Annotated in this window: 24 protein-coding genes; 12 read left to right on the forward strand and 12 right to left on the reverse strand. The window is 68.0% G+C overall.

From position 1 onward, the window contains the following. The first annotated feature begins 11 nt into the window (after positions 1 to 11). Positions 12 to 509, forward strand: coding sequence for a thiol peroxidase (gene tpx / locus OXG55_12570; GenBank protein ID MCY4104071.1), 498 nt, complete (start codon positions 12 to 14; stop codon positions 507 to 509). 58 nt (positions 510 to 567) lie between these two features. Here the strand turns inward: tpx and OXG55_12575 are convergent, their stop codons facing one another. The 3 genes from OXG55_12575 to OXG55_12585 all read right to left on the reverse strand — a co-directional run bounded on the left by OXG55_12575 (position 568) and on the right by OXG55_12585 (position 1,888). Next, positions 568 to 978, reverse strand: coding sequence for a PIN domain nuclease (locus OXG55_12575; protein MCY4104072.1), 411 nt, complete (start codon positions 976 to 978; stop codon positions 568 to 570). Between the two features lie 274 nt (positions 979 to 1,252). Continuing rightward, positions 1,253 to 1,474: an antitoxin gene (locus OXG55_12580; GenBank protein MCY4104073.1), complete on the reverse strand. Its 222-nt coding sequence runs from the start codon at positions 1,472 to 1,474 to the stop codon at positions 1,253 to 1,255. 36 nt (positions 1,475 to 1,510) lie between these two features. After that, entirely contained in the window at positions 1,511 to 1,888 is a 378-nt protein-coding gene (locus OXG55_12585; protein ID MCY4104074.1) for a hypothetical protein, read from the reverse strand. A 637-nt stretch (positions 1,889 to 2,525) separates the two neighbouring features. On the opposite strand from OXG55_12585, the gene OXG55_12590 reads away from it, so the two are divergent. The 4 genes from OXG55_12590 to OXG55_12605 all read left to right on the forward strand — a co-directional run bounded on the left by OXG55_12590 (position 2,526) and on the right by OXG55_12605 (position 6,754). After that, positions 2,526 to 3,803, forward strand: coding sequence for a DUF4143 domain-containing protein (locus OXG55_12590; GenBank protein ID MCY4104075.1), 1,278 nt, complete (start codon positions 2,526 to 2,528; stop codon positions 3,801 to 3,803). Positions 3,804 to 4,002: 199 nt separating this feature from the next. After that, the gene (locus OXG55_12595; GenBank protein MCY4104076.1) at positions 4,003 to 5,313 is read left to right on the forward strand and encodes a DUF4143 domain-containing protein; all 1,311 of its coding nucleotides are present in this window, start codon (positions 4,003 to 4,005) and stop codon (positions 5,311 to 5,313) included. A gap of 307 nt (positions 5,314 to 5,620) precedes the next feature. Then, positions 5,621 to 6,496, forward strand: a complete 876-nt coding sequence (locus OXG55_12600; protein MCY4104077.1) for a serine dehydrogenasease — start codon at positions 5,621 to 5,623, stop codon at positions 6,494 to 6,496. Positions 6,497 to 6,517: 21 nt separating this feature from the next. Then, positions 6,518 to 6,754: a hypothetical protein gene (locus OXG55_12605; GenBank protein MCY4104078.1), complete on the forward strand. Its 237-nt coding sequence runs from the start codon at positions 6,518 to 6,520 to the stop codon at positions 6,752 to 6,754. A 5-nt stretch (positions 6,755 to 6,759) separates the two neighbouring features. On the opposite strand, the gene OXG55_12610 is transcribed toward OXG55_12605, so the two are convergent. From OXG55_12610 to OXG55_12630, 5 genes are all read right to left on the reverse strand, one after another. Then, positions 6,760 to 10,230: an N-6 DNA methylase gene (locus OXG55_12610; GenBank protein MCY4104079.1), complete on the reverse strand. Its 3,471-nt coding sequence runs from the start codon at positions 10,228 to 10,230 to the stop codon at positions 6,760 to 6,762. Beyond that, positions 10,227 to 10,568 carry a hypothetical protein gene (locus tag OXG55_12615; GenBank protein ID MCY4104080.1) on the reverse strand — a complete coding sequence of 114 codons (342 nt, stop codon included), beginning with the start codon at positions 10,566 to 10,568 and terminating at the stop codon, positions 10,227 to 10,229. The genes OXG55_12610 and OXG55_12615 overlap by 4 nt, the downstream gene beginning before the upstream one ends. Before the next feature lie 252 nt (positions 10,569 to 10,820). Beyond that, complete coding sequence (locus OXG55_12620) at positions 10,821 to 11,201, reverse strand: CBS domain-containing protein (protein ID MCY4104081.1); 381 nt, start codon at positions 11,199 to 11,201, stop codon at positions 10,821 to 10,823. A gap of 1 nt (position 11,202) precedes the next feature. Continuing rightward, complete coding sequence (locus tag OXG55_12625; GenBank protein MCY4104082.1) at positions 11,203 to 11,445, reverse strand: hypothetical protein; 243 nt, start codon at positions 11,443 to 11,445, stop codon at positions 11,203 to 11,205. 221 nt (positions 11,446 to 11,666) lie between these two features. Continuing rightward, positions 11,667 to 12,989, reverse strand: a complete 1,323-nt coding sequence (locus OXG55_12630; protein MCY4104083.1) for a carotenoid oxygenase family protein — start codon at positions 12,987 to 12,989, stop codon at positions 11,667 to 11,669. A 171-nt stretch (positions 12,990 to 13,160) separates the two neighbouring features. Here OXG55_12630 and OXG55_12635 point away from each other — a divergent pair, with 171 nt between their 5' ends. Then, on the forward strand, positions 13,161 to 13,880 hold the full coding sequence (locus OXG55_12635) for a sulfite exporter TauE/SafE family protein (GenBank protein ID MCY4104084.1): 720 nt from the start codon (positions 13,161 to 13,163) through the stop codon (positions 13,878 to 13,880). A gap of 22 nt (positions 13,881 to 13,902) precedes the next feature. On the opposite strand, the gene OXG55_12640 is transcribed toward OXG55_12635, so the two are convergent. Next, positions 13,903 to 15,015: a Gfo/Idh/MocA family oxidoreductase gene (locus OXG55_12640; GenBank protein MCY4104085.1), complete on the reverse strand. Its 1,113-nt coding sequence runs from the start codon at positions 15,013 to 15,015 to the stop codon at positions 13,903 to 13,905. Between the two features lie 84 nt (positions 15,016 to 15,099). Between OXG55_12640 and OXG55_12645 the strand changes: the two genes are divergently transcribed. The 6 genes from OXG55_12645 (at position 15,100) to OXG55_12670 (ending at position 17,677) form a co-directional block, all read left to right on the forward strand. Continuing rightward, positions 15,100 to 15,330: a toxin HicA gene (locus OXG55_12645; protein ID MCY4104086.1), complete on the forward strand. Its 231-nt coding sequence runs from the start codon at positions 15,100 to 15,102 to the stop codon at positions 15,328 to 15,330. Next, positions 15,323 to 15,574, forward strand: a complete 252-nt coding sequence (locus OXG55_12650) for an antitoxin HicB (protein ID MCY4104087.1) — start codon at positions 15,323 to 15,325, stop codon at positions 15,572 to 15,574. The genes OXG55_12645 and OXG55_12650 overlap by 8 nt, the downstream gene beginning before the upstream one ends. A 50-nt stretch (positions 15,575 to 15,624) precedes the next feature. Further along, positions 15,625 to 16,407, forward strand: coding sequence for a glucose 1-dehydrogenase (locus tag OXG55_12655; GenBank protein ID MCY4104088.1), 783 nt, complete (start codon positions 15,625 to 15,627; stop codon positions 16,405 to 16,407). 150 nt (positions 16,408 to 16,557) lie between these two features. Continuing rightward, positions 16,558 to 17,010, forward strand: coding sequence for a VOC family protein (locus OXG55_12660; GenBank protein ID MCY4104089.1), 453 nt, complete (start codon positions 16,558 to 16,560; stop codon positions 17,008 to 17,010). A 109-nt stretch (positions 17,011 to 17,119) separates the two neighbouring features. Further along, positions 17,120 to 17,407, forward strand: coding sequence for a hypothetical protein (locus OXG55_12665; protein ID MCY4104090.1), 288 nt, complete (start codon positions 17,120 to 17,122; stop codon positions 17,405 to 17,407). 144 nt (positions 17,408 to 17,551) lie between these two features. Next, on the forward strand, positions 17,552 to 17,677 hold the full coding sequence (locus OXG55_12670; GenBank protein ID MCY4104091.1) for a hypothetical protein: 126 nt from the start codon (positions 17,552 to 17,554) through the stop codon (positions 17,675 to 17,677). Positions 17,678 to 17,681: 4 nt separating this feature from the next. Here the strand turns inward: OXG55_12670 and OXG55_12675 are convergent, their stop codons facing one another. Genes OXG55_12675 through OXG55_12685 form a run of 3 tightly spaced genes read right to left on the reverse strand, consistent with a single transcriptional unit; the run spans position 17,682 to position 19,805 of the window. Then, positions 17,682 to 18,005, reverse strand: a complete 324-nt coding sequence (locus OXG55_12675) for an L-rhamnose mutarotase (protein ID MCY4104092.1) — start codon at positions 18,003 to 18,005, stop codon at positions 17,682 to 17,684. Next, positions 17,998 to 19,041, reverse strand: coding sequence for an ABC transporter permease (locus tag OXG55_12680; protein MCY4104093.1), 1,044 nt, complete (start codon positions 19,039 to 19,041; stop codon positions 17,998 to 18,000). The genes OXG55_12675 and OXG55_12680 overlap by 8 nt, the downstream gene beginning before the upstream one ends. After that, positions 19,038 to 19,805: an ATP-binding cassette domain-containing protein gene (locus tag OXG55_12685; GenBank protein MCY4104094.1), complete on the reverse strand. Its 768-nt coding sequence runs from the start codon at positions 19,803 to 19,805 to the stop codon at positions 19,038 to 19,040. The genes OXG55_12680 and OXG55_12685 overlap by 4 nt, the downstream gene beginning before the upstream one ends. Positions 19,806 to 19,861: the final 56 nt, after the last annotated feature.

Here is a 19,861-nt window from a genome sequence, read left to right on the forward strand (position 1 = left end):
GATTACCTGGCATGGCGACGATCGAGCATGAAGGAGACATCCTCCACACGAGCGGTGAGTTGCCTGCCGTGGGTGCCGAGGCTCCCGACTTCAGCCTGGTCGGGGCCGATATGGAACCGATGAGCCCCGGGGTCTTCGCCGGCCGGCGACTGGTGCTCAACATCTTCCCGAGCATCGACACGGAGACCTGCGCAGAGAGCGTGCGAGTGTTCAACGAGCGCGTCATAGGCCTCTACGCCGCGACGGTGCTGTGCGTGTCGGCCGACCTGCCCTTCGCTGCGAGGCGGTTCTGCCGGAACGAGGGCATCCAGAACGTCTACACCGCGTCCACCTTCCGCTCCCCGGAGTTCGCCGAGGACTACGGCGTGCGCATCATGAACAGTTCCATGGAGGGTCTGTGCGCCCGTGCGGTCGTCGTGATCGACGAGTATGGCAAGGTCGTCCACACCGAACTCGTCTCACCACTCAACGCCGACCCCGACTACGACGCCGCTCTGAGCGCCCTGTAAGGGACCCCGTCCGGCGCGAAGCCAGCAGGGGTCAGGCAGGGGTCAAGTCAGGCAGGGGTCAACTCGAAACCGCCAGGCGTTCGACGGGTTGGCCGGTGATGTCGGCGATGAGTTCGAAATCCTCGTCCATGTGCAGGACGGTCAGCCGGGACAGTTCGGCGATGGCGGCGATGAGCAGGTCCGGGATCGACGGTGCGCGGTGGTGGCCGGCCCTCGCCAGCGCTTGCTGCACCGCCATCGCCCGGTCCTCGCCGGCGGGTGTCAGGTACTCGACGGGCATGGCGCTGAGCGGCGGTTCGGCGACGCTCCGCCGGAGGTCATCGGCCGAGCGCGCCGAGAACCCCGCCTCGAGTCGGGTGAGTGTCGAGATCCGTACCAGCCCGCGGCTCATTCGTGACGCCCACTCCGCCGCGTCGGGGCTCGTGGCGAGCCGCACGAGCGCCGACTTGTCGATCAGCCAGCCGGTCATGTCCACCCGCGTCCCCGGCGTCCCCGGCGTCTGTGTCGTGGGTGCCGTGGGCACTGCACCGGCGCCGACTTGTCGATCAGCCGGCCGGTCATGTCCACGCGCGACCCCCGGCGTCCCCGGCGTCTGTGTCGTGGGTGCCGTGGGCACTGCACCGGCGCCGACTTGTCGATCAGCCGGCCGGTCATGTCCACGCGCGACCCCCGGCGTCCCCGGCGTCTGTGTCGTGGGTGCCGTGGGCACTGCACCGGCGCCGACTTGTCGATCAGGCGGCCGGTCATGTCCATGCGGAGTGCATCACGTCGTCGTCGGCGAGGTCACAGAAGGTCTCCCCGAACCAACGCAGCGACTCCACGGTCACGTCGCCGCTTCCGGTGGTGCGCTCACGCTCCAGCAGCCTTCGCAGGTATTCCACCCGCGAGAGGCCGACCGCTCTGGCGTTCACCTCGATGGCCGCCACGACGTCATCGGGAACGTCCCGCACAAGAATGTCGACCACGAGTCACCTCCAACGGCAATCTCTGCTCGTACGATATCACGCGATATTGCATCCGCCCCGGCACCGGGCGCCGGGTATCGTGTAGCCGCTCCACACAATTGAGGCGGATACTCCGAGGCCGGTGCCTCTAGAGCCGGAGTGGCTGGTTGACGGTGGAGTCCGCGCTGCCGCGGCGGCTGTGCAGGTGTCGTCGCGGTGGGGGTGGCCGGTGTTCGGGGGGCGGTGGCGGGCGGCGTGGCGGAGGGTGCGTTTGCCGTCGGCGGCTGTGTCGATGTCGCCGCCGTTGTCGTGGAGTTCGTGGTGGTGGCGGTGGCCGCAGGGGAGGCAGAGGTTGTCGATCTGGCCCGCAACCCGGCCGACCGCGTCGCCCGCAACGCCATCGGTGGTGTTGCTCAGGAGGGTCGGATCGGTCATCGTGGGCTCCCCGCAGGAGTTCGCCGGCGTGCACTTCGCGTCGGCCGGGCCGACAAGCCGGTCGGGGAGCCACCGACTCCCCCTCTGGGGAGGACCGATGAACCGGTAGTGAGTACTCTAGCACCTCTGAATCAATGACACAACACTTGTTCGGGGAATTCTCGGAATATATTCGCGATGAAGGTCAGATGAGAGCCGTCTAGGCCGGCGCGGCGTTGTCGTACCAGAACGGAAATGCTCGCCCGCCTCCCCATCCTCGATAGTGATGCTGCCGGGGGAGCAGGCGGGTGAATGTGACGGCCGGTCCATTGGAGGGATGATCGGCCTCAACGTAGCGCCCAGAGTAGAGCGGGGGCGCCGGCGCCAACGGACTCGGCCACTCAACCGGCGCCTCCGCTTGTCCCTTTAGCTCTACCACGAACCCCGCGGGGTGGCGGAGCATCGGCGAACTCGGCGTCGCTCGCGTCTTCTCACAGTGCTTGCTCCGGATCCGCGGTGCAGGCGTGTGGCGGGACCGCACCGACGGTGCCTGAACTCCAGTTTGCGACGATCCGCACTCCAGTTTTCGGCACCTTAGCATGCGATAATATCGCACTTGCAAATGCGATATTATCGCATAGACGCTAGGATATGAGCCATGGACGGGCCGTTGACGCCTGAAGGCTACCTGCGGAGGGTGGTGGACCGCGAGGTCGAGGCCGCGCTGGGCAGTTCTCCGGCGGTGGTGATCGAAGGGCCGAGGGCCTGCGGAAAGACGTGGACGGCTCGCAGGTTCGCCGCGAGCGCCGCCGCTCTGGACGAGTCCGACGACGCCCGCTTGGCGGCCGCCCTGGACCCTGGCGCGCTGCTTGGGGGCGACGCCCCCCGTCTGCTGGACGAGTGGCAGCTCGCGCCCCGCATCTGGAATCCCATGCGCCACGCCTGCGACCGGAGCGGCCGGCCCGGCCGGTTCATCCTCACCGGCTCGGCCAACCCTCCCGACGACGCCACCCGCCACTCGGGAGCGGGAAGGGTGACGCGAGTCCGGATGCGGCCGATGTCGCTGTTCGAGTCGGGAGAGTCCACCGGCGCGGTATCGCTCGGAGGGCTGCTGAACGGGGAGCGCGCGGCGCCGAGCCGCTCCGACATGACCCTCGCCGAGGTCGTGGACCTCGTGTGCCGGGGCGGCTGGCCGTGGCTGCTGGACGCCCCTGTCCCGGACGCGCAGAGCCGGTTGCGCGACTACCTGGGCGAGATCGCCCGGACCGAGATCCCCCGATCGGGGGGGCCGGCGCATGACCCGGTGGGCGTGGGCAGGCTGCTCGTCTCCCTGGCCCGGAACGAAGCCACGAACGTCACCTACAGGACCCTTGCCGACGACGTCAGCGGAGGCACGGACGCCTCCACCCATCCCCGCACGGTCCGGCGCTATCTGGAGGCTCTCTCCCGGCTGTTCGTCGTCGAAGGCCTTCCTGCGTGGGCCCCGCACCTGCGTTCGGCCTCGCAGCTCCGGCGCACCGAGAAGCGCTACTTCGTGGACCCCTCGCTGGCGGTGGCAGCCTTGCGAACAAACGCCGGGCGGCTACGCGCCGATCTGGGCTTCCTGGGCTTGCTGTTCGAGTCTCTGGCCATGCGCGATCTCCGCGTGTACGCGCAGGCCAACGACGCCCGAGTGTTCTATTTCCGCGACAACGCCACCCTCGAGGTGGACGCCATCGTCGAGCGCGCTGACGGCGAGTGGATGGCCGCGGAGATCAAACTGGGGGGCGAAGCGCTGATACGCCACGGTGTGAAGAGCCTGCTGCGCCTCCGCGACAGGGTCGATGCGGCCCGGATGGGAACCCCCGCGGCCCTCCTGGTCATCACCGCCACCGGCTACGGCTTCCAGCATCCCGACGGCGTGGCGATCATGCCGCTCGGCGCGCTCGGCCCGTGAGGCTCACTGATCTCGATGAGCCCCGACCGGCGGCCATCCCGGCCCGGCGACGGGGCCCGTCAGCCCTTGCGCCCGATACGGGCGCTCTGAGCGCTTCGCGGAGGCTCACGGTGCCCGGCAGGCAGGTGCTGTCGGCCACGGGGGTGTCGGTCGACATTTTGGGTGTTCGCCACCCTAATTATTGGGGTACCATGATTCTGTGAGCATTGAGCTTCCGGGCGAGTACTTGCCGCGGCTCTTGGACGGCAAGCTGCGGGAGGTGCTGCTGTTCTCGCCGGCGGTCGTCGTCGAAGGTCCGAGGGGGTGCGGCAAGACGACCACGGGCAGCCGAGCCGCGTCGTCGTTCTTGGCCATGGATGAAGTCGAGGTGGCTGGCGGGTCGCCCGGCGCGCTTCGCGGTCTGCTGGATCTGCCGCCGCCGCTGCTGGTGGACGAGTGGCAGGTGGCGCCGGGGCTGTGGAACGCGGTGCGGCGCGAGTGCGACCGGCGAGGGGGCGCGCCGGGCCAGTTCATCTTGACGGGCTCGTCCACGTTGCCCGACAACCCCATCCGCCACTCCGGTGCGGGCAGGCTGGCGCCGCTGCGGCTGCGGACGTTCTCGTCCTATGAGAGCGGCCTCTCCAACGGCTCGGTGTCGTTGGGGGCCATGCTGGGCGGGCTGCCGGTGGACGCGGCCGCGGAACGGGCGCTGTCCCGTCTGGAGTTGGCCGAGGCGATCTGTCGGGGGGGCTGGCCGGCTTCGCTGAGAATGCCTCTGGAGCAGGCGCTGCGGTACGTCGAGGCGTACGTGGATGCGATGTGCGGCATCGACATCCGGCGCCGCGCCGATGCGCTTCCCTATCGCAGCGTGGGCACTGCCCGGACGGTTCTGCGTTCCATTGCCCGGAACGTCGGAACGGCCGCGTCGGTGAGCGCCCTGGCTCGTGACACGGCGGCGGGCGAGATGGAGTCTCCTCTGGACCGCAAGACGCTGCCGGCGTTCCTCGACGCCTTCGAGAGGGTGTTCATTCGGGAGGACTGCCCGCCGTGGGGGTTCCAGCCCGCGTCGAAGAGGGCCATGCGGGCTCGGCCGAAGCGCTTCCTGTGCGACCCGTCGATAGCCACCGGGGTCCTGCGTGTCGCACCCCGACGCCTGGCGGGGGAGCCCGAGTTCATGGGCGGCGCGTTCGAGTCGCTGGTGATGCGAGACCTGCGGGCCTACGCCGACGTCAACGATGCCGAGGTGCGCTATTACGCCGAGAGCGGGTTCGAAGTAGACGCTGTGGTGGAGGATCGCGACGGGTCGTGGGTGGCCGTGGAGGTGAAGCTGAGCCGCAGTGAGCACGCGCTCGAGCGGTCCAAGCGGGCCTTGAAGCTGCTGGCGAAGAGGGCGCGGGAGGCGGGCAGGCGGCCGCCGTCCAAGCTGATCGCCGTCTTCGGCACCAACGCCCCCGGCGAGCACACCGGCCTGCGGATAGCCCACGAGACCGACGGCGTGGCCGTCGTGCCGCTCGCCGCGCTCGGCCCGTGACCTGCTCCGCTCTCCCAGGTCAAGGAGATATTTCTCCACATGGCAAACCCTCCACATCCCAACCCATCGGTGGATTCAGGCTAAGATTCACACTGTGGCTTGCCGAGGTCGTATCCCGACCATGGAGGTGATTCACGAGTGACCGATGTTGAGCCGTGCTGCTCTGCCGCACCCTTCGGGCCGCCGGGGAGCCCGCAAGACGACCGCAGTGGCGGTCGTCTTGCGGGGCACGGCGCGCGTGACCGCCCTGCCGACCGTGCCGCCAACCTAGTAGGCAAGTTGTACATTGCCACTATCCTCTGATCCTATGAGCACTTCAGCGCCAATTCCTTTACCTCCGACTACGCAGGATAGTGCTCGAGAATGGGCTGCAACCCGCCTTCAAGCGATCGAAGACATGCTTGATGCGGATGGACTCACAATCATCTCGCCGATGCAGGAAGGCGTAGAGCACACCGCCAAGGTCACGATTGAGGCTAGGGAAGAGCGTAGAAACACTCTGTTCGTGATTCTCGACACACCCGGTGGTGTAGTGGAAGTTGTTGAACGCATCGTGCGGGTCTTGAGAGAGCACTACTCGGAGGTCAAATTCATTATTCCGGACAGAGCGATGTCAGCGGGGACTGTATTGGCTATGTCCGGCGATGAGATTATGATGGACTACCATTCTTGCCTTGGCCCCATCGACCCGCAGCTTGTACGGGACGATCGTTTAGTGCCCGCATTGTCGTATCTGGCTCAGTTCGATACTCTCATTGAGAAGAGCAAGAATGGCGCATTATCTACTGCTGAACTGATACTGCTGGAGAAACTTGATCTAGCAGAACTCCACCAGTTTGAGCTTCAACGCGATCTTTCTATTGAACTGCTGAAGCTCTGGCTTACGAACTATAAGTTCAAGGATTGGACCGAAACTGAAACTAGAAAGATCCCGGTCACCATACAGATGAAGGAGGAGCGCGCCAGTGAAATCGCTCGGCAGCTGAGTGATCACACACGTTGGCTAACGCATGGACGGGGAATCGATATGACGGCGCTTCGAAATGAACTCAGACTGAAGATCGACGACTTCGGCGAGAATCCTGAATTGAAGAAAGCTGTCTGGGATTACTTCTGGTTTTTGCGGGATCACATGCTTAGGAACGGTATCACCTCGTTCGTTCACACACCTACGTTCTTCTAAGTCGCGAAAGGACGGACAACAATGGAACAGGAACATCTGAATGAGATCATCAATCACAACCCCAACATCGATCGAACGGCTCTTGACCGCAGTCGTCAAGCGGCCAAGCAGCTTGAGGATGTGGGAATCAAGCTGGGTGGTTACCGTCTAATGCCTGCTCTCGGCGGCGTGATCATCAAGCACTCAGAGTGCCTTAGCGGGCAGCGCACTAGCGGTAACCAGCAGGGGTCATATTCTCAGACATCGACGAAATTCTGACCGGCTTAGATCAGCGTCGTGTGGCCGGGTTTTGGCTTCCGTGTGGCTGCCGGGGCCTTCTTGGCCTCGGCCGGTACGGGCAGCACTTCGGTGGCGGTGAGGTCCTCGACGGTGATCTGCGGGCCGTCGATGATCGCTGCTAGCAGTTCCGACTGCTCGGGCTCCAGTGCTACGAGCGCGGTGAGGGCGTTGAGGATGTCGAGAAGCTCGATGTCCCACTCGGGACGCCAGCCGTCAGGTGCGATCGACTCCAGCGAGTCCGGGTCGCGGGTACCCGTTGCGGCCCTCCGGTAGTTGAACCAGGACCTGATGACGTTGGTGCCGGAGACTTCGTAGCCGTACACGTCCGGGGCGACGTTCTCGAACGCCCCGTCGCCGATGCGGAGTTCGCGCCGCTCAGCGTCGTAGGAGAGCGTACGGTTGCGGGTTCCCTCGCCCGTCTCGTGGCGCAAGCGAGGTCCGTTGTCGAGGCGAACCCGTCCAGCAGGGCGGCCATCGTCAGTGTCGACGTACCGTTCCCCGAACGTGTGCGCCCAGACGACCCGCCGACCGATCCCGACCGCCATCGACCAGTAGTCGTTGTCGGCTGTCAGGGGCACTCGCAGGCCCGGCGTGTACGGCGAGACCTCGTTGAGCCAGGCCGTGTAGGCAGGGTGGGCGCACACCCCAGCGATGTAGGCGAGCAAGTCCTCGGGTGCTATCTCCGTGCCGAGCAGCCCCCCAAGATGGTCGAGCAACTTGGGTGCGACGTTCGCGGTCGTGGCGCCGTTGTCGCGCCAGAGCGGGAACGCGCGCCCGCCACGTCCGTGGTAGTGGTGCAAGCCGGGCAGCAAATGGGTGAACGTGACCGCCGGCCCGTTCTCGGGGTGGTCGTCCTGGATGCACGTCAGGTGGATCTGCCGGTCACTGCGCGCCTCCCATAGAGGCGGGCGGGGCACGTCGAGAACCCGTCTGTCGGCGATGATCCACTGACGGTCGAGTGATCGCCACGCGAAGCGGACCGGCGTCGGACACGGATTCCTCTCTCCGGAGATTGGGGTGGAGGCGTCGTACGGGCAGCCGGGAAGGTTGGCGTTGAACTTCCGGTGGATCGTCCTATCGCGGGTCTCCTTGAACAGGGCCTTCCTTCTTTCTTCATCCGCCTCTGAGACGAGTTCGCTCCAGCGTCGGTTGAGGGTTTGCGAATCCTGGGCGGTGGGCCACCCGCGGTTGGCCAGTACTCCCGGAGTAGACCAGGGAAGCAGGTCGTGAATCGACGGGCAGAAGCGCCAGACATCCTCACCAGCGGGTTTGAATGGCGCTCGCAATCTCCGAGGGCACCGAGCCCAGCCGAGCGCCCCATTGCCGCCGATGGCGATGGTCTCCAGTTCGGCGAACTTGGCGTTGCGGGTGCCCGGCGCGACCTCTCTGAACCAGACTGTCGCCGGTGTCTCGTCGGCCTCCGGCGAGCGGACTGCGCAGACGACGCTGATTTCGTGCTGGACACCTTCGAACATCCGGGTCGGCACGTCCGGCTGGTGGCCCTCGGGAGACAGCGAGACCACCCAGATCTCCGAGCACCGCTGCCGCAGCCAGGCGCGCATCTTCTGGAACCCGTCGCCGCTCAGCCACGCCGCGGTCGTGACGAAGCACACGACGCCGGGCGACTCCCCGCCGTCGTTGCCCGCGTTCTCGAGGACCTTCCAGGTCGCCCAGCGCCAGAAGTAGACCAGCAGGTTGGACATGTTGTAGATGTGGGCGGAGACGCCCCAGTCGGAAGGCGGCTTCCAATCGTCGAGGATGGGCGGCAGATCGGTGTTGGGATTCCCGCTCTCCACCCAGCCGCCGAGTCCCTTCGCTCGCTCCCGGTACGGAGGGTTGCCGATGGCGACCATGACGGGCGTCGTCGCCTTCAGGTGGTTGGCGGCGCGGCGTTCCCGGCTGATCGGCTCGTAGATCGACCCCAGCCGGACCTCCTCGGTGTAGGGGTCGGCCAGTGTGTCCGCCAACAGCACCCGCGGCGCACGATCCACGCCGTGGCGGCGGAAACGCGCTCCGGTGCGGAACTGCGCCACGCTGTACGGCCCGGTCTGCAGCTCGAACCCGACGAGCCGCTCAGCAGCGCCCCGCAGCGCACCGGCCACGGCCCCGGCGCCGTCGCGCTCCTCGACGGTGGAGGCGATGCGGTCAATGATCTGGAGCAGGAACGTGCCGGTCCCCACGGCCGGATCGATGACCGTCACAGACTCTTCAGCGAATCCCGAGGGCTGGCCGAGTCGCGTTCTGAGCACCTCGTCCACCAGGCGCACCATGAACTGCACCAGCTCGGCGGGGGTGTAGTACGAGCCCGATTCCTTGCGCAGGTCGGGGTCGTACTGGGCGAGGAAGTCCTCGTAGAAGTACAGCCAGTCGCCCGCGTCGTTCAGGAGCGCCGGGTCGGTGGCGGCGAGCAGCGCCAGCAGCGACTCGACGGCGGGCTCGATGGGCCCGATGGCGCTCTCGGCGCACAGCACCCGCAGCGCCGTGGGGATCAGGCCCGCCTCGGCGTCCAGCGCCTTGGTCGCCCGCGCCACCCGCTCGGCAGCGCCGGCCCCCGCGGCGGCCGGTCCCGCCCCAGCGGAGAGTCGGGCCGCGGAGGCGCCGTCCGGAGTTGTGAGGCGGTCATCCTTCCCGGCCGCCTCGCCGGGGCACGCGGCGGCTTCAACATCCCCGGAGAACTCGGCCCCGGCGTCGCGGTCGGCGTCGGCGGTCAGCGCGGCGCCTGCGGCGCGAGCGGCGATCAACCCGAAGGTGATGGTCTGGGCGTACGCATCGGCGAATTCGGCGTCGCTCGCCTCGGGGAACAGCAACGATCGCCAATCCTCGGCCACGGCTTCGAGGCCCTTCGATCCGCCGGACGCGAGGGCGCCGACGATCTGCTTGCGCAGCACCCGGCAGAGTCGGGCCGTGGTGCGGGCGAGTTCCTGGGCCGTCGCCGGGGCGTGCGCGGCGTCGGCGCAGAACGTGTCGATCAGATCAACCAGTTCGCCAGCGTCGATCCTGGCGCTCGTGATTCCCTTGCCCGGCGCGGTCCAGGCAGTCGCTCGGGCCACTTGCTGGTCGTCCTGCCACAGGATCCAGTCGATCCCGTCGCTGTAGAGCAGGTTCGGTAGGTGCCGCAGTTGCTGCCACTGGTCCAGGTTGTGGCCCGTGAACCCGTCAGGATCGACTCCCGCACCGGGTGCCTTGAGTTCGATGTGCCCCATGATGAGCCCACCCCGCATCACGGTGTAGTCGGGCCGGGCGCCCGCAACCGCGCCGGAAATCTCCCCGGCCAGAACCAGCTTCGGGTGCCCCAGATCCTCCGCGACGGACTCCACCAGAGCCTGGACCGGCGCACGCAGGTGATCTTCCAGAGGCACGCCGTCATTCGCGGCCGCTGCGGCAGCGACCTTCGTGCGGAGGTACGCATAGTGGCGCCCAGCGGTCTCGACAGCCGACGGCGTCTGGGAGGTCATGGCTTCAGGGCGGTCAGGGGGGCCACGGCTATCCCGTCGTCGGTCTGGTAGCCGTGGCCGAACGCGGTCACGGCGATGAGGCGGGCCGGCAGGCCTCTCAGCGCGGCCACTGCGAGCGCAGGGTCGGCGAAGTACCGCTCAGCGCTCCTGCGAAGGCGGGGGGACGACCTCAAGTGGGCCGACCAGGCCGGCAGCGGCTCGATCGCGAACATGCGGGCCAGTTCGTCCAGGTATGCGTGAATCGTGGAGCGAGCCGGCGGACCGTCGCCTCCGTCGGAGATGTCTGCAAGCAGCGTGGCGATTGTTGCGTTGGTCGCCTCTTGTCGGACATTCTTCACTTCACTTTACGGGAGTTTTAGACTTCATTTTTCGGGATTTCCGAACTACGTTTTTCGGAGAACTGAGACTCGGCGGATGTCGCGGAGGCTCGCGATGCCCCACAGGCCGGTGCTGTCGGTAACGGGTGGGCGTAGGTCGACTTTTTGGGTGTTCGCCACCCGAATTTTTGGGGTATCACGATTCTTTGCGCGTTTCGCCGCGCTCGGCCCCTGACTCCGACCGGCGGGGGGCGGGCTCGGGTGGCTGAAGCGTCAGCCCTTGCGGCCGATGCGGGCGCTGAGGACGTCCCGCAGGCTCACGATGCCGATCAGCCCCGTTCCGTCCACCACGGGGAGGTGGCGGAACCCTCCAGAGAGCATCATCTCCGCTGCCTCCTCGGTGTCGATCTCGGGGGAGCAGGTGATCGGCTCGGGGGACATCCAGCGTTCGATCTGGTCGACGGCCATGTCCCGTGCCTTGCCGGCGGCGCGCAGCACGTCGCGCTCGGTGAGGATGCCGCTGAGCATGGTGCCGTCCACGACGAGGACCGATCCGATGTGCCGACGCACCATGTGCCGGGCGGCCTCGGCCATCGGCGTGGTGCCCGGCAGGGTCACCACCTCGGTGCTCATGACCTCCCGCACCGCGACCATGTCAGCCCGAGCCGCCGGTCTCGTCGTAGCCGCTGCCGTCACCCGGCTGCGAGGGCGTGTCGAGATCCTGGTTGAGGCGCCGCCACAGGGCGCCGGCCCATCCCACCGTGTGGGGCCACTCGCGCCAGAAGGACTGCAGCGTGGCGGCGTCGATCTCGTCGGCGGCCTCCTCGGGGGTCACCTCCCGCGCCAAGGACTCCAGCAGGCTCATTGCGTCAAGCAGCTTCTCGGACGGGTCGGACATCGCTGGCCTCCTGCCGAGAGTCTGCCACATGAGCCCGTCGGCGGAAACAGCGCGGCGCGCGTGGTCCGGTGCTAGAGTTCAAGGCAAGCGGGAGCGGCGCCGGCGCCCTACGGGGCGGCCGTATTGGCATCGCCGCTCCCGCTCTGACCTTGGGCGTTACTCCAAGGCTGCGGCAACGCTAGTTGTTCGACCAGTCTTCCGGTACGTGGTCCGGCGGGCGCTCAGGCGCCGGCCGGCACCCAGGCGCAGTGGAACCCGTAGGGGACCCGGTTGGGGAGGGTCACCGTAGCGAGCGGTCCCGAACTGACGGCGTCGGCTGCCAGGATGACCACCTCGCTGCCGTGCCGCTCGGCGTCGTAGACGACGGTCAGCACGTAGCCCTCGTCCTCCTCGGCGCCGGCGTGGCGCGGCACGAACACCGCCTCGCTGGCGTAGCGGGCCGGTCCGAAGTGATGGTGCTCGCTGGTGTGTGCCACCAGGTCCAGGCGCACGACGCGGTGCCCGTGGGAGACGCTGCCGGTCTCCTCGTCCACCAGCGTGGTCACGTAGGCGTAGCGGTTGGGGCGCCCGAGGAGCCGCTCGTCGATGCGCGGGAAGTCGCAGCGCACGTCGAAGAGCGTCTCCTCGCGGACCGAGCCGTCGCCGAGCCCCAGGCTCCAGCGGTGCACCATGGCGGGCACGTCGAAGCGGTTCGAGGAGGTGCCCCAGAGGGAGTCGTAGCGGCAGGCGTCGAGGGTGATGCGCCCGAACATCTCGCAGGCGTTGACGGTGTGGAACACGTAGCAGGGGTCGATGTCGAACCACTGCACGTCGCCGCCGGCGCGGGCCATGACGCCGAGGCGGGCGCCGTGATCGGGGTCCCAGCGGTAGGGGAGCCCGCCGTTGGCCGCGGGATCCCACACCACCGGCAGGTCCATGAACACCACATGGTCGGACGTGACCGCGAAGTCGTGCATCATCACCGGCCGGGGCAGGTCGATCGTGGCGGTTCCGGCGAGCGTGCCGTCGCTGTCGAAGCGGAGATAGGTGAGCTGCGGTTCGACCTCGGAAGTGGCGAACGCCAGCATCTCGCCGGTGCGCGGGCAGATCTTGGGGTGAGCGGTGAGGTTGCGCACCGCGCCGCCGAAGTCGACGGGCCCGACGGTCTCCAGGTCGGAGGTGACCTCATACGGGCGGTGGCGCTCCTCGAGGGCCAGGATGCGCCCACCGTGGACCACCACGTTGGTATTGGCGGGCGAGTGGTCGGGGTCGTCGTGGTCGCCGTTGGACTCCGTCAGGCGGGGCGTGCGCACCCAGCGGCTGCGGTAGCGCACGGCTCGCCCGCCGCGCAGCAGCAGGCCGTGGAGCATTCCCTCACCCAGGAACCAGTGCGGCGAGTCGCCGCGGGGCGGGTTGGGGCCGGCATGGATCAGCATGCCGTGCAAGTCGGCCGGGATCCGGCCACGCACCGGCAGGTCGAAACCCTCGGTCTCGTCGGGGAGGGGGCCGTGGTTGCCCCGCAGCCACCAGGGCTTGCCCGCGTCCCCTGCACTCTTGTCGGCCACGATGGCGGGATACTAGCGACGTGCGGTGGGGCGCGCACCGCGCCTCGGCACACGCTGTCTCACCCGGCGGGACTGTCCGCCGGGCCCTCGCGTCGGAGATTCCCGCTGCCGCCCGGACGGTCTCCCGTAGGCTCCGACGATGCTCCCTGCAGGCACCGGAGGGCGGCGCTGATGAGCCCGGCGGAGATCGTCGCCGCGGTGGTGGTGATGGCCGTCGGCGCCGCGGTCCAGGGCAGCGTGGGGTTCGGGATGAACGTCGTGGCGGCGCCGATCCTGATCCAGATCGACCCCGACCTGGTGCCAGGCCCGCTGCTGGCGGCCTCGCTGGCGAACACGCTGCTCATTGCGCGCCGGGACCGCTCCGGGATCGACCGGTCGGCGCTGTCGTGGGCGCTCCTCGGGCGCGTGCCGGGGGCGGCGCTCGGAGCCTTCCTGCTCGTGGAGGTCTTCTCGGAGTGGGGGCTGTCGGTGTTCCTGGCGTCGGTGATCCTGGTGGGCGTGGCGCTGTCGGTCACCCCGGTCCGCCTGCCGCGCGGCCGATCGATCGTCGCCGTCGGCGGTTTCGTGTCGGGTGTCTCTGGAACCTCGACCGGTGTGGGCGGTCCGCCGCTGGCGCTCACCCTGCAGCACGTGGAGCCCCGCCGGCTGCGCGGCACGCTGTCGGTCTACTTCCTCCTAGCGGCGTCCCTCTCACTGGTGTTCCTGGCCGCGTGGGGGGAGTTCGGCACGACGCACCTGCTGGCAGTCGCGGTGCTTGTGCCGGGGCAGATCGTCGGGTATCTGCTGTCCGGGCGGCTCGTGGGGGTGCTCGACCGCGGCTACACGCGTCCCGCACTGCTGGCGATCTCAGTCGCCGCGGCTCTCAGCCTGCTGATCCGCGCCCTCCTCTGAACCGCCCCCGCCGGCGGGCGCGTCAGGTCCGCTCGTCGATCTCGGTGGGCCGCACCGAGCGGTTCTCGGCCGCAGAGAGATAGGCCGCGTGCACGAGGCGCAGAGTGTGGAGGTTGTCGCGACCGCTGGTGGGCGGCTCGGTGTCGTCGTTGATCGCACTCATCAGCGAGGAGATCGGCCCGACGAATCCCTCGGGGATCCAGCGCCCGGGCAGCTCGGTCTCGAAGCCGCCGCCGGGGTCGTCGTGCGCCGACCAGCGGACGGTGTCGGCGCGGCCGTGGGGGTAGTCGTAGGAGAGCCCCATCGTGCCCGAGGTGACGCCGTCGGTGCCCAGGACGCGCACCCGCCCGAACACGTCGTCGCTGACATCGTTGTGATCGACAGCCACGAAGGCCTGCAAGCCGGAGGCGTAGTCGAGGACGGTGACCGTCTGCGTCTCCGCGCTCGGCGCCTGCGACGGCTGGCGGGTGTGCCGGCTCGTGACCCACTCCGGCTCGCCGTGGGCGCCCAGCAGGAACCGCATGCCGTCGAGGTAGTGGATGCTGTGGTACATGACCTCCAGCTGAGGCACCTTCATCAGCCAAGGCCAGAACTCCCACGGATTCACCAGGGATTCGTGCACGAACGCGGCTGTGGGCGTGCCGATCCGGCCCTGCGCCATCAGCGTGTGCATCGCCCGGATGACCGGGCTCCAGCGGTACTGCTGGTTCACGGCCAGCTTGACCCCTGCCGCCTCGGCCCGCTCGACGATCTCGACGGCTTCGGCGAAGTCGTCCGACAGCGGCTTCTGGCACAGCAGGTGCTTGCCGCCGTCAGCCAGCGTGCGAACCAGTTCGAGTTGCCGCCAGGCGGGCACGGCGATGTCCGCGATCTCCACCGAGGGGTCGCCCGCGACCTCCGCCAGCGAGCCGAAGACCCGCTCGACGCCCCACTGCTCCGCCGTGCGCCGTGCCGCTGCTGGATCGATGTCGTAGCACCCCACCACGTTCAGCCCGTGCGACGTGTAGGCCGGCAGGTGCCCGTCGTTGGTGATCCCACCGCAGCCCACGATGGCGATGCCGTGGTCGTGGCGCTCGGGAAGCCACGAACGTGTGTCGAGGCCGAGAGCGGCCGGGTCGGGGGCGGTAGTGTCCATAGTGTAATTATATGTCAATCAGTACTATTTGGTCAATGAAGCGCACAGGAGGGGCCTGTGACTCAGTTCGAGAGAGCTCAGGCGATGATCGCGCGGTGGCGGAGGAGTCAGACGGGCGTGCGCTTCTCCGACCTGGCGAAGGTGTGCCGCCTATACTTCGGTGAACCTCGTCGCAGGGGTGGCCATTTGATCTTCCGAACATCTCTGAGGGGCACGCCGATCGTGAACATCCAGGACCACGACGGGGAGGCGAAGCCCTACCAGGTGCGCCAAGTCTTGCGGGCGATCGCCCTCAAGGAGAACCCAGATGGATGAGCCCTGCTACGAGTATCGCGCCTTCTGGTCCACCGAGGATGACGCCTGGGTTGGACTGTGTGACGGGTTCTCTCTGGTGAGCCACCTGGCACCCACCGAGGCAGAAGCGCTCGACGGCATCCGCTCTCTCGTGTCCGACATCGTGGACGACCTGCGCTCCGATGGTGAGCCGTTGCCGCGGGCGGTCCGCTGGGAGGAGCGGGAGGCCGCACATCTCGCCGGGCCGGCTGTTCGGAGCAACTGACCGCCTGTTCCGCGGCGGTCGCCCATCAGAGGAGTCGTTGGGGAGGGGCCATGAGCCAGGGAATGTTCGAGGGGCGCAACGCCTTCGTGACCGGGGCGGCGAACGGGATCGGCCGCGGCATCGCGCTGCGCTTGGCGTCTGCGGGTGCCGCGCTGGCGCTGAACGACATCGACGCCGCAGCCCTCGACGCCGTTGTCGCCGAGATCCGCGATGGCGGAGGGCACGCCGTGGGTTGTCCCGCTGACGTGTCGTCGCCCGCGGCGGTGCGGGCCGCCGTCGCCGAGGCGATCGATGCGCTCGGACCGCTCACGCTCGGCGTGACCTCCGCCGGAATCGTCGAGATCGTCCCCGCCCTGGAACTCACCGAGGAGGCCTGGGACCGGATGCTGGGCATCAACCTGAAGGGCACGTTCTTCACCCTGCAGGCGCTGGCCCGCCACATGATGGCGGGCGACGGCGGCCGTCTCGTGGCGATCGCCTCGATCGGCGCCAAAATCGGCCGTGCCGACGCCGTCGACTACACGGCGTCCAAGGCCGGCGTGTCGAGCGTGGTGCGGTCCCTCGCCCTGGCGCTGGCCCCGAAGGTGCAGATCAACGCGGTGTGCCCCGGCGTCGTCGACACCGCCATGACACCCAAGATCCACAAGGCCCGTGCGGAGAAGGCCGGGATCACCCCCCAGGAGTCGATCGACGCGCTGGTGGCGACGATCCCCATGGGGCGCATCCAGACGCCCGACGACGTGGCCCGGTCGGTGCAGTACTTCCTCAGCGATGCGGCCGACTACGTGACCGGGCAGGCGCTGAACGTCGACGGCGGGATCATCTTCCACTAGCTGGTTCCTCGTTCAGGAGGGCCGCCTGCGCGGCCCAAACCTGCGAGTCCGGCGATGCCGTGAAGCGGGCATCTCCCGCTCGCTTGGGGGGCGATGCCGCAACGGCTATACATGTCCCCGTCCGTGCGCCTCGTCGAAGGGGAATCAGCCATGCTCTGCGGCACCCATCACGTCGGTTTCACCGTGCCCGATCTGGACCGTTCGGTGGCGTTCTACTCGGCCCTGTTCGAGACCGAGCCGTTCATCAAGGCCGTCTTCGACAAGCCGTACACGGCCGAGCAGATCGGCTACCCCGGCGCCCGGCTCTACATCGCGCTGTTCCACATTCCCGACTCGACGGTGCTGCTGGAGCTGATCGAGTACCTGGAGCCGACAGGCGAGATGGTGGACGTCGAGTCCAAGAACCCCGGCACGGCGCACCTCTGCCTGTCCTCGACGGACCTCGCCGCGGACTTCGAGCGCTTCACCTCACTCGGCGCTGTGCCGCGCAGCAGGGGCCCGGTGACGATCACGCACGGGCCCAACAAGGGCAAGCGCGTCGGCTACTTCCGCGACCCCGACGGCATCACCCTCGAACTCCTGGAGGTCCCGCCGGTCGAGTGACCCGGCCCGGCGGCCCCCCGTGGTGCGCCCGCGCCCGTGTATGACCTGGGCGGACCGGTTGCACGTCCGGCGACGCCCCGCGGGCTCACCCGCGGTACAGTGATACCTGATGGATGACGACTTCGACTACCCGGCGGACCGCCTCGCGGAGCTGCTCGCCGCGGCGGAGGAGCCATTGCCGCCGGACCGCGAGCTGCGTGAAGCGCCGCCGGAACTTGTGGAGGCAATCCAACGGTCGGCAATGTTGTACTTCGCGGAGATGCCGGAGTCCGAGCAGGTGTACATGCTTCGGCGCCTCCCCGCCGCAGAACGCGATGCCATGCTGACCGACCTGCCGCCACCGGTGAGAGATCGTCTCGAGCCACAGCTGTCCGCCGGGCTCGCCGTGGAGACTTAGCCGCCCTTGGAGCTTGACCGGCTTCAAATCCTTGAGGCGGCTCGCAAACACGGTGAAGAGGATCGCGACATCGTCCCTGCGATTCGGTTTCCGCTGAGATCCATCGTCGGTTGGCCCCATGAGGACGCTATAACGCTTGTCGGATTGACGCTTGACGGCCTTCCGATCGAGGTCATGATCGATGTGACCCGGGAGGACAGACCGGTCGTGTTCCACGCCAAGAGGATCAACGAACGGCGCGAGCGCGAGTTGTTCGGTTGGCACCGGTAGACGCCTACAGGCTCCAGACGTGGTCGAAGGGCTTGGGCCAGCCGTGCTCGTCGGTCACCTCGACGGTGATGAGGTCGGCGAAGTGCTCCTCCCAGCGGGCCCCGGCGGCGCTCTCGTTGTAGCGGGCCGCAGCGGCGGCGTAGTCGTCCACCTCGATGAAGCTGACGGCCACGTCGCCCCAGAGGTAGATGTCGTAGCGCCGGAAGCCGCAGCGGCGCAGCAGTTCCTCGATCTCGGGCCACACCACGGCGTGGCGCCGGGCGTACTCGGCCGCGTCATTGACCCGGAAACAGTGGCTGAGCCGCACCGGCTCCGGCCCGTCAGCCACGGGCGAGGCGTCCGCGCCGCCGCTCGTCGTACAGAACCGCCAGGAGCAGGGCGCTGCCCTGCGCAACCCGCTGATACTCGGGCTCCGCACCCGACTGGATCAGCCCGGTCAGGAGGCAGGACAGGAACAGTACGCCGAGGAAGGTGCCCAGCAGACGGCCCCGACCGCCCAGCAGGTAGGTTCCTCCCAGGATGACGGCGGTGATGGTCTGCAGCTCCAGTCCGATGGACGACGACGGGATGCCGGTCCCCAGCCGGGTGGCGTTGACCAGCCCGGCGAGGCCGGCGAGCATGCCGGAGACTCCGTAGAACACCAGCTTCCAGCGGTTGACGCGCACGCCGGCGAGTGCGGCGGCGCGCTCGTTGGACCCGATGGCGTACATGTAGCGCCCGAAGCGGTAGCGCGGGATGATCAGGCCGAAGACAACGAAGGTCCCCAGCAGGATCCACACGATGTAGGGGAGGCCCGCCGCGCTGTGCTTCCCCAGGTTCTGGAATCCCTCGTGGTTGACGGTGATCTGCTTGTTGTCGGTGAGGACGTAGGCCAGGCCGCGCACGACGGCGAGAGTTCCCAGCGTGGTGATCAGGGGGTTGATGCGCCCGTAACCGGTGATGGCGCCGTTCACGACGCCGATCAGCGCGCCGATCGCCAGTGCCGCCAGCACGCCGACGACAAGGGGGCCGCCGTTGTCCACCACCCACGCCGACCCCACGCTGGCCATCGCGGCGACCGACCCGACCGAGAGGTCGAAACCGCCGGCGATGATGACGATCGTCTCGCCGACGGCCGCGATCCCGATGATCGTCATCCGCTTGCCGATCTCGATGAAGTTGCTCTGGGTGAGGAAGTGTGGGTGCGCCGTCCGCCAGAAGACCAGAATCTCGACGCTGAGGATCATGAAGAGCCCGGGGCCGACGTCGCTGACGGTGTCGCGGACCCAGGCGACTCCCCTGGTTGCGATCCCGCGGGTCCCGCGGGCCGCCGCCGGCGACGGTCCGCCGTCGGGGCTGTGCCGGCCGCCGGCCCGATCGGTCACTGAGTCACCCCCACGGCCGCCTCGCTCATGAGGCGCACGATGCGGGTGGTCATGTCGTCCATGGAGTGGCTGGCAGCGTCGAACTCGTCCACGATCCTGCCGTGGACCAGCACCCCGATGGTGTCGGCCACCTGGATGAGGTCGGTGAAACGGTGGCTCACGAGAATCATCGACACGCCGCGGTCCTTGAGGGCAGCGATGAGCCGGTTGACCACGTTCACCTTCTCCACCGACAGCGCCGCCGTCGGCTCGTCCATCAGCAGGATCCGGGGGCTGAACTCCAGCGCCCGCGCCACGGCCACGAGTTGGCGCTCACCGCCGGACAGCGACTTCACCTTGCGGTTCGTGGGCATGGGGCTGCCCACCGACTCCAAGACCGCGGCCGCCTCGGCGTGCATGCGCTTGTGGTCGAGGCGTCTCAGTCCGGGGCCGCGGCCCTTGTGGCGCTCTCGCCCCAGGAAGATGTTGGAGGCGGCGTCGAGGTCCTCCGCCAGGGCCAAGTCCTGGTAGATCATCTCGATGCCGGCGAGACGGGCGTCGAGGGCCGTGTGGAAGTCCGCCGGCTCGCCCTCGAGGAGGATCTGGCCGGCGTCACGGGGATGCACGCCGCTGAGGATCTTCAGCAGCGTGGACTTGCCGGCGCCGTTGTCGCCCACCAGCCCGTAGCAGCGGGAGGTGGGGACCGACAGTGACACGCCCTTGAGCACCTCGACGGGACCGAAGGACTTCTCGATGCCGTTCAGTTCGATGGCGTTCGTCGTCATGGGGGCTCCCCTGATGGCAACCGGGGCTGCGCCGCGGGATCGCTCCCGCGGCGCAG

It is taken from the genome of bacterium, from assembly GCA_026708055.1.
In the GTDB taxonomy this organism is placed as follows: Bacteria; Actinomycetota; Acidimicrobiia; order Acidimicrobiales; family CATQHL01; genus VXNF01.

Bases quoted from the DNA above. Each gene is read 5' to 3' on its own strand.
- OXG55_12645 (MCY4104086.1), top strand. From the start codon at position 15,100: ATGATCGCGCGGTGGCGGAGGAGTCAGACGGGCGTGCGCTTCTCCGAC.
- OXG55_12635 (MCY4104084.1), top strand. From the start codon at position 13,161: ATGAGCCCGGCGGAGATCGTCGCCGCGGTGGTGGTGATGGCCGTCGGC.
- OXG55_12625 (MCY4104082.1), bottom strand. From the start codon at position 11,445: ATGTCCGACCCGTCCGAGAAGCTGCTTGACGCAATGAGCCTGCTGGAG.
- OXG55_12665 (MCY4104090.1), top strand. From the start codon at position 17,120: ATGGATGACGACTTCGACTACCCGGCGGACCGCCTCGCGGAGCTGCTC.
- tpx (MCY4104071.1), top strand. From the start codon at position 12: ATGGCGACGATCGAGCATGAAGGAGACATCCTCCACACGAGCGGTGAG.
- OXG55_12655 (MCY4104088.1), top strand. From the start codon at position 15,625: ATGAGCCAGGGAATGTTCGAGGGGCGCAACGCCTTCGTGACCGGGGCG.
- OXG55_12585 (MCY4104074.1), bottom strand. From the start codon at position 1,888: ATGACCGATCCGACCCTCCTGAGCAACACCACCGATGGCGTTGCGGGC.
- OXG55_12620 (MCY4104081.1), bottom strand. From the start codon at position 11,201: ATGGTCGCGGTGCGGGAGGTCATGAGCACCGAGGTGGTGACCCTGCCG.
- OXG55_12600 (MCY4104077.1), top strand. From the start codon at position 5,621: ATGAGCACTTCAGCGCCAATTCCTTTACCTCCGACTACGCAGGATAGT.
- OXG55_12660 (MCY4104089.1), top strand. From the start codon at position 16,558: ATGCTCTGCGGCACCCATCACGTCGGTTTCACCGTGCCCGATCTGGAC.
- OXG55_12685 (MCY4104094.1), bottom strand. From the start codon at position 19,805: ATGACGACGAACGCCATCGAACTGAACGGCATCGAGAAGTCCTTCGGT.
- OXG55_12590 (MCY4104075.1), top strand. From the start codon at position 2,526: ATGGACGGGCCGTTGACGCCTGAAGGCTACCTGCGGAGGGTGGTGGAC.
- OXG55_12575 (MCY4104072.1), bottom strand. From the start codon at position 978: ATGACCGGCTGGCTGATCGACAAGTCGGCGCTCGTGCGGCTCGCCACG.
- OXG55_12640 (MCY4104085.1), bottom strand. From the start codon at position 15,015: ATGGACACTACCGCCCCCGACCCGGCCGCTCTCGGCCTCGACACACGT.
- OXG55_12650 (MCY4104087.1), top strand. From the start codon at position 15,323: ATGGATGAGCCCTGCTACGAGTATCGCGCCTTCTGGTCCACCGAGGAT.
- OXG55_12605 (MCY4104078.1), top strand. From the start codon at position 6,518: ATGGAACAGGAACATCTGAATGAGATCATCAATCACAACCCCAACATC.
- OXG55_12610 (MCY4104079.1), bottom strand. From the start codon at position 10,230: ATGACCTCCCAGACGCCGTCGGCTGTCGAGACCGCTGGGCGCCACTAT.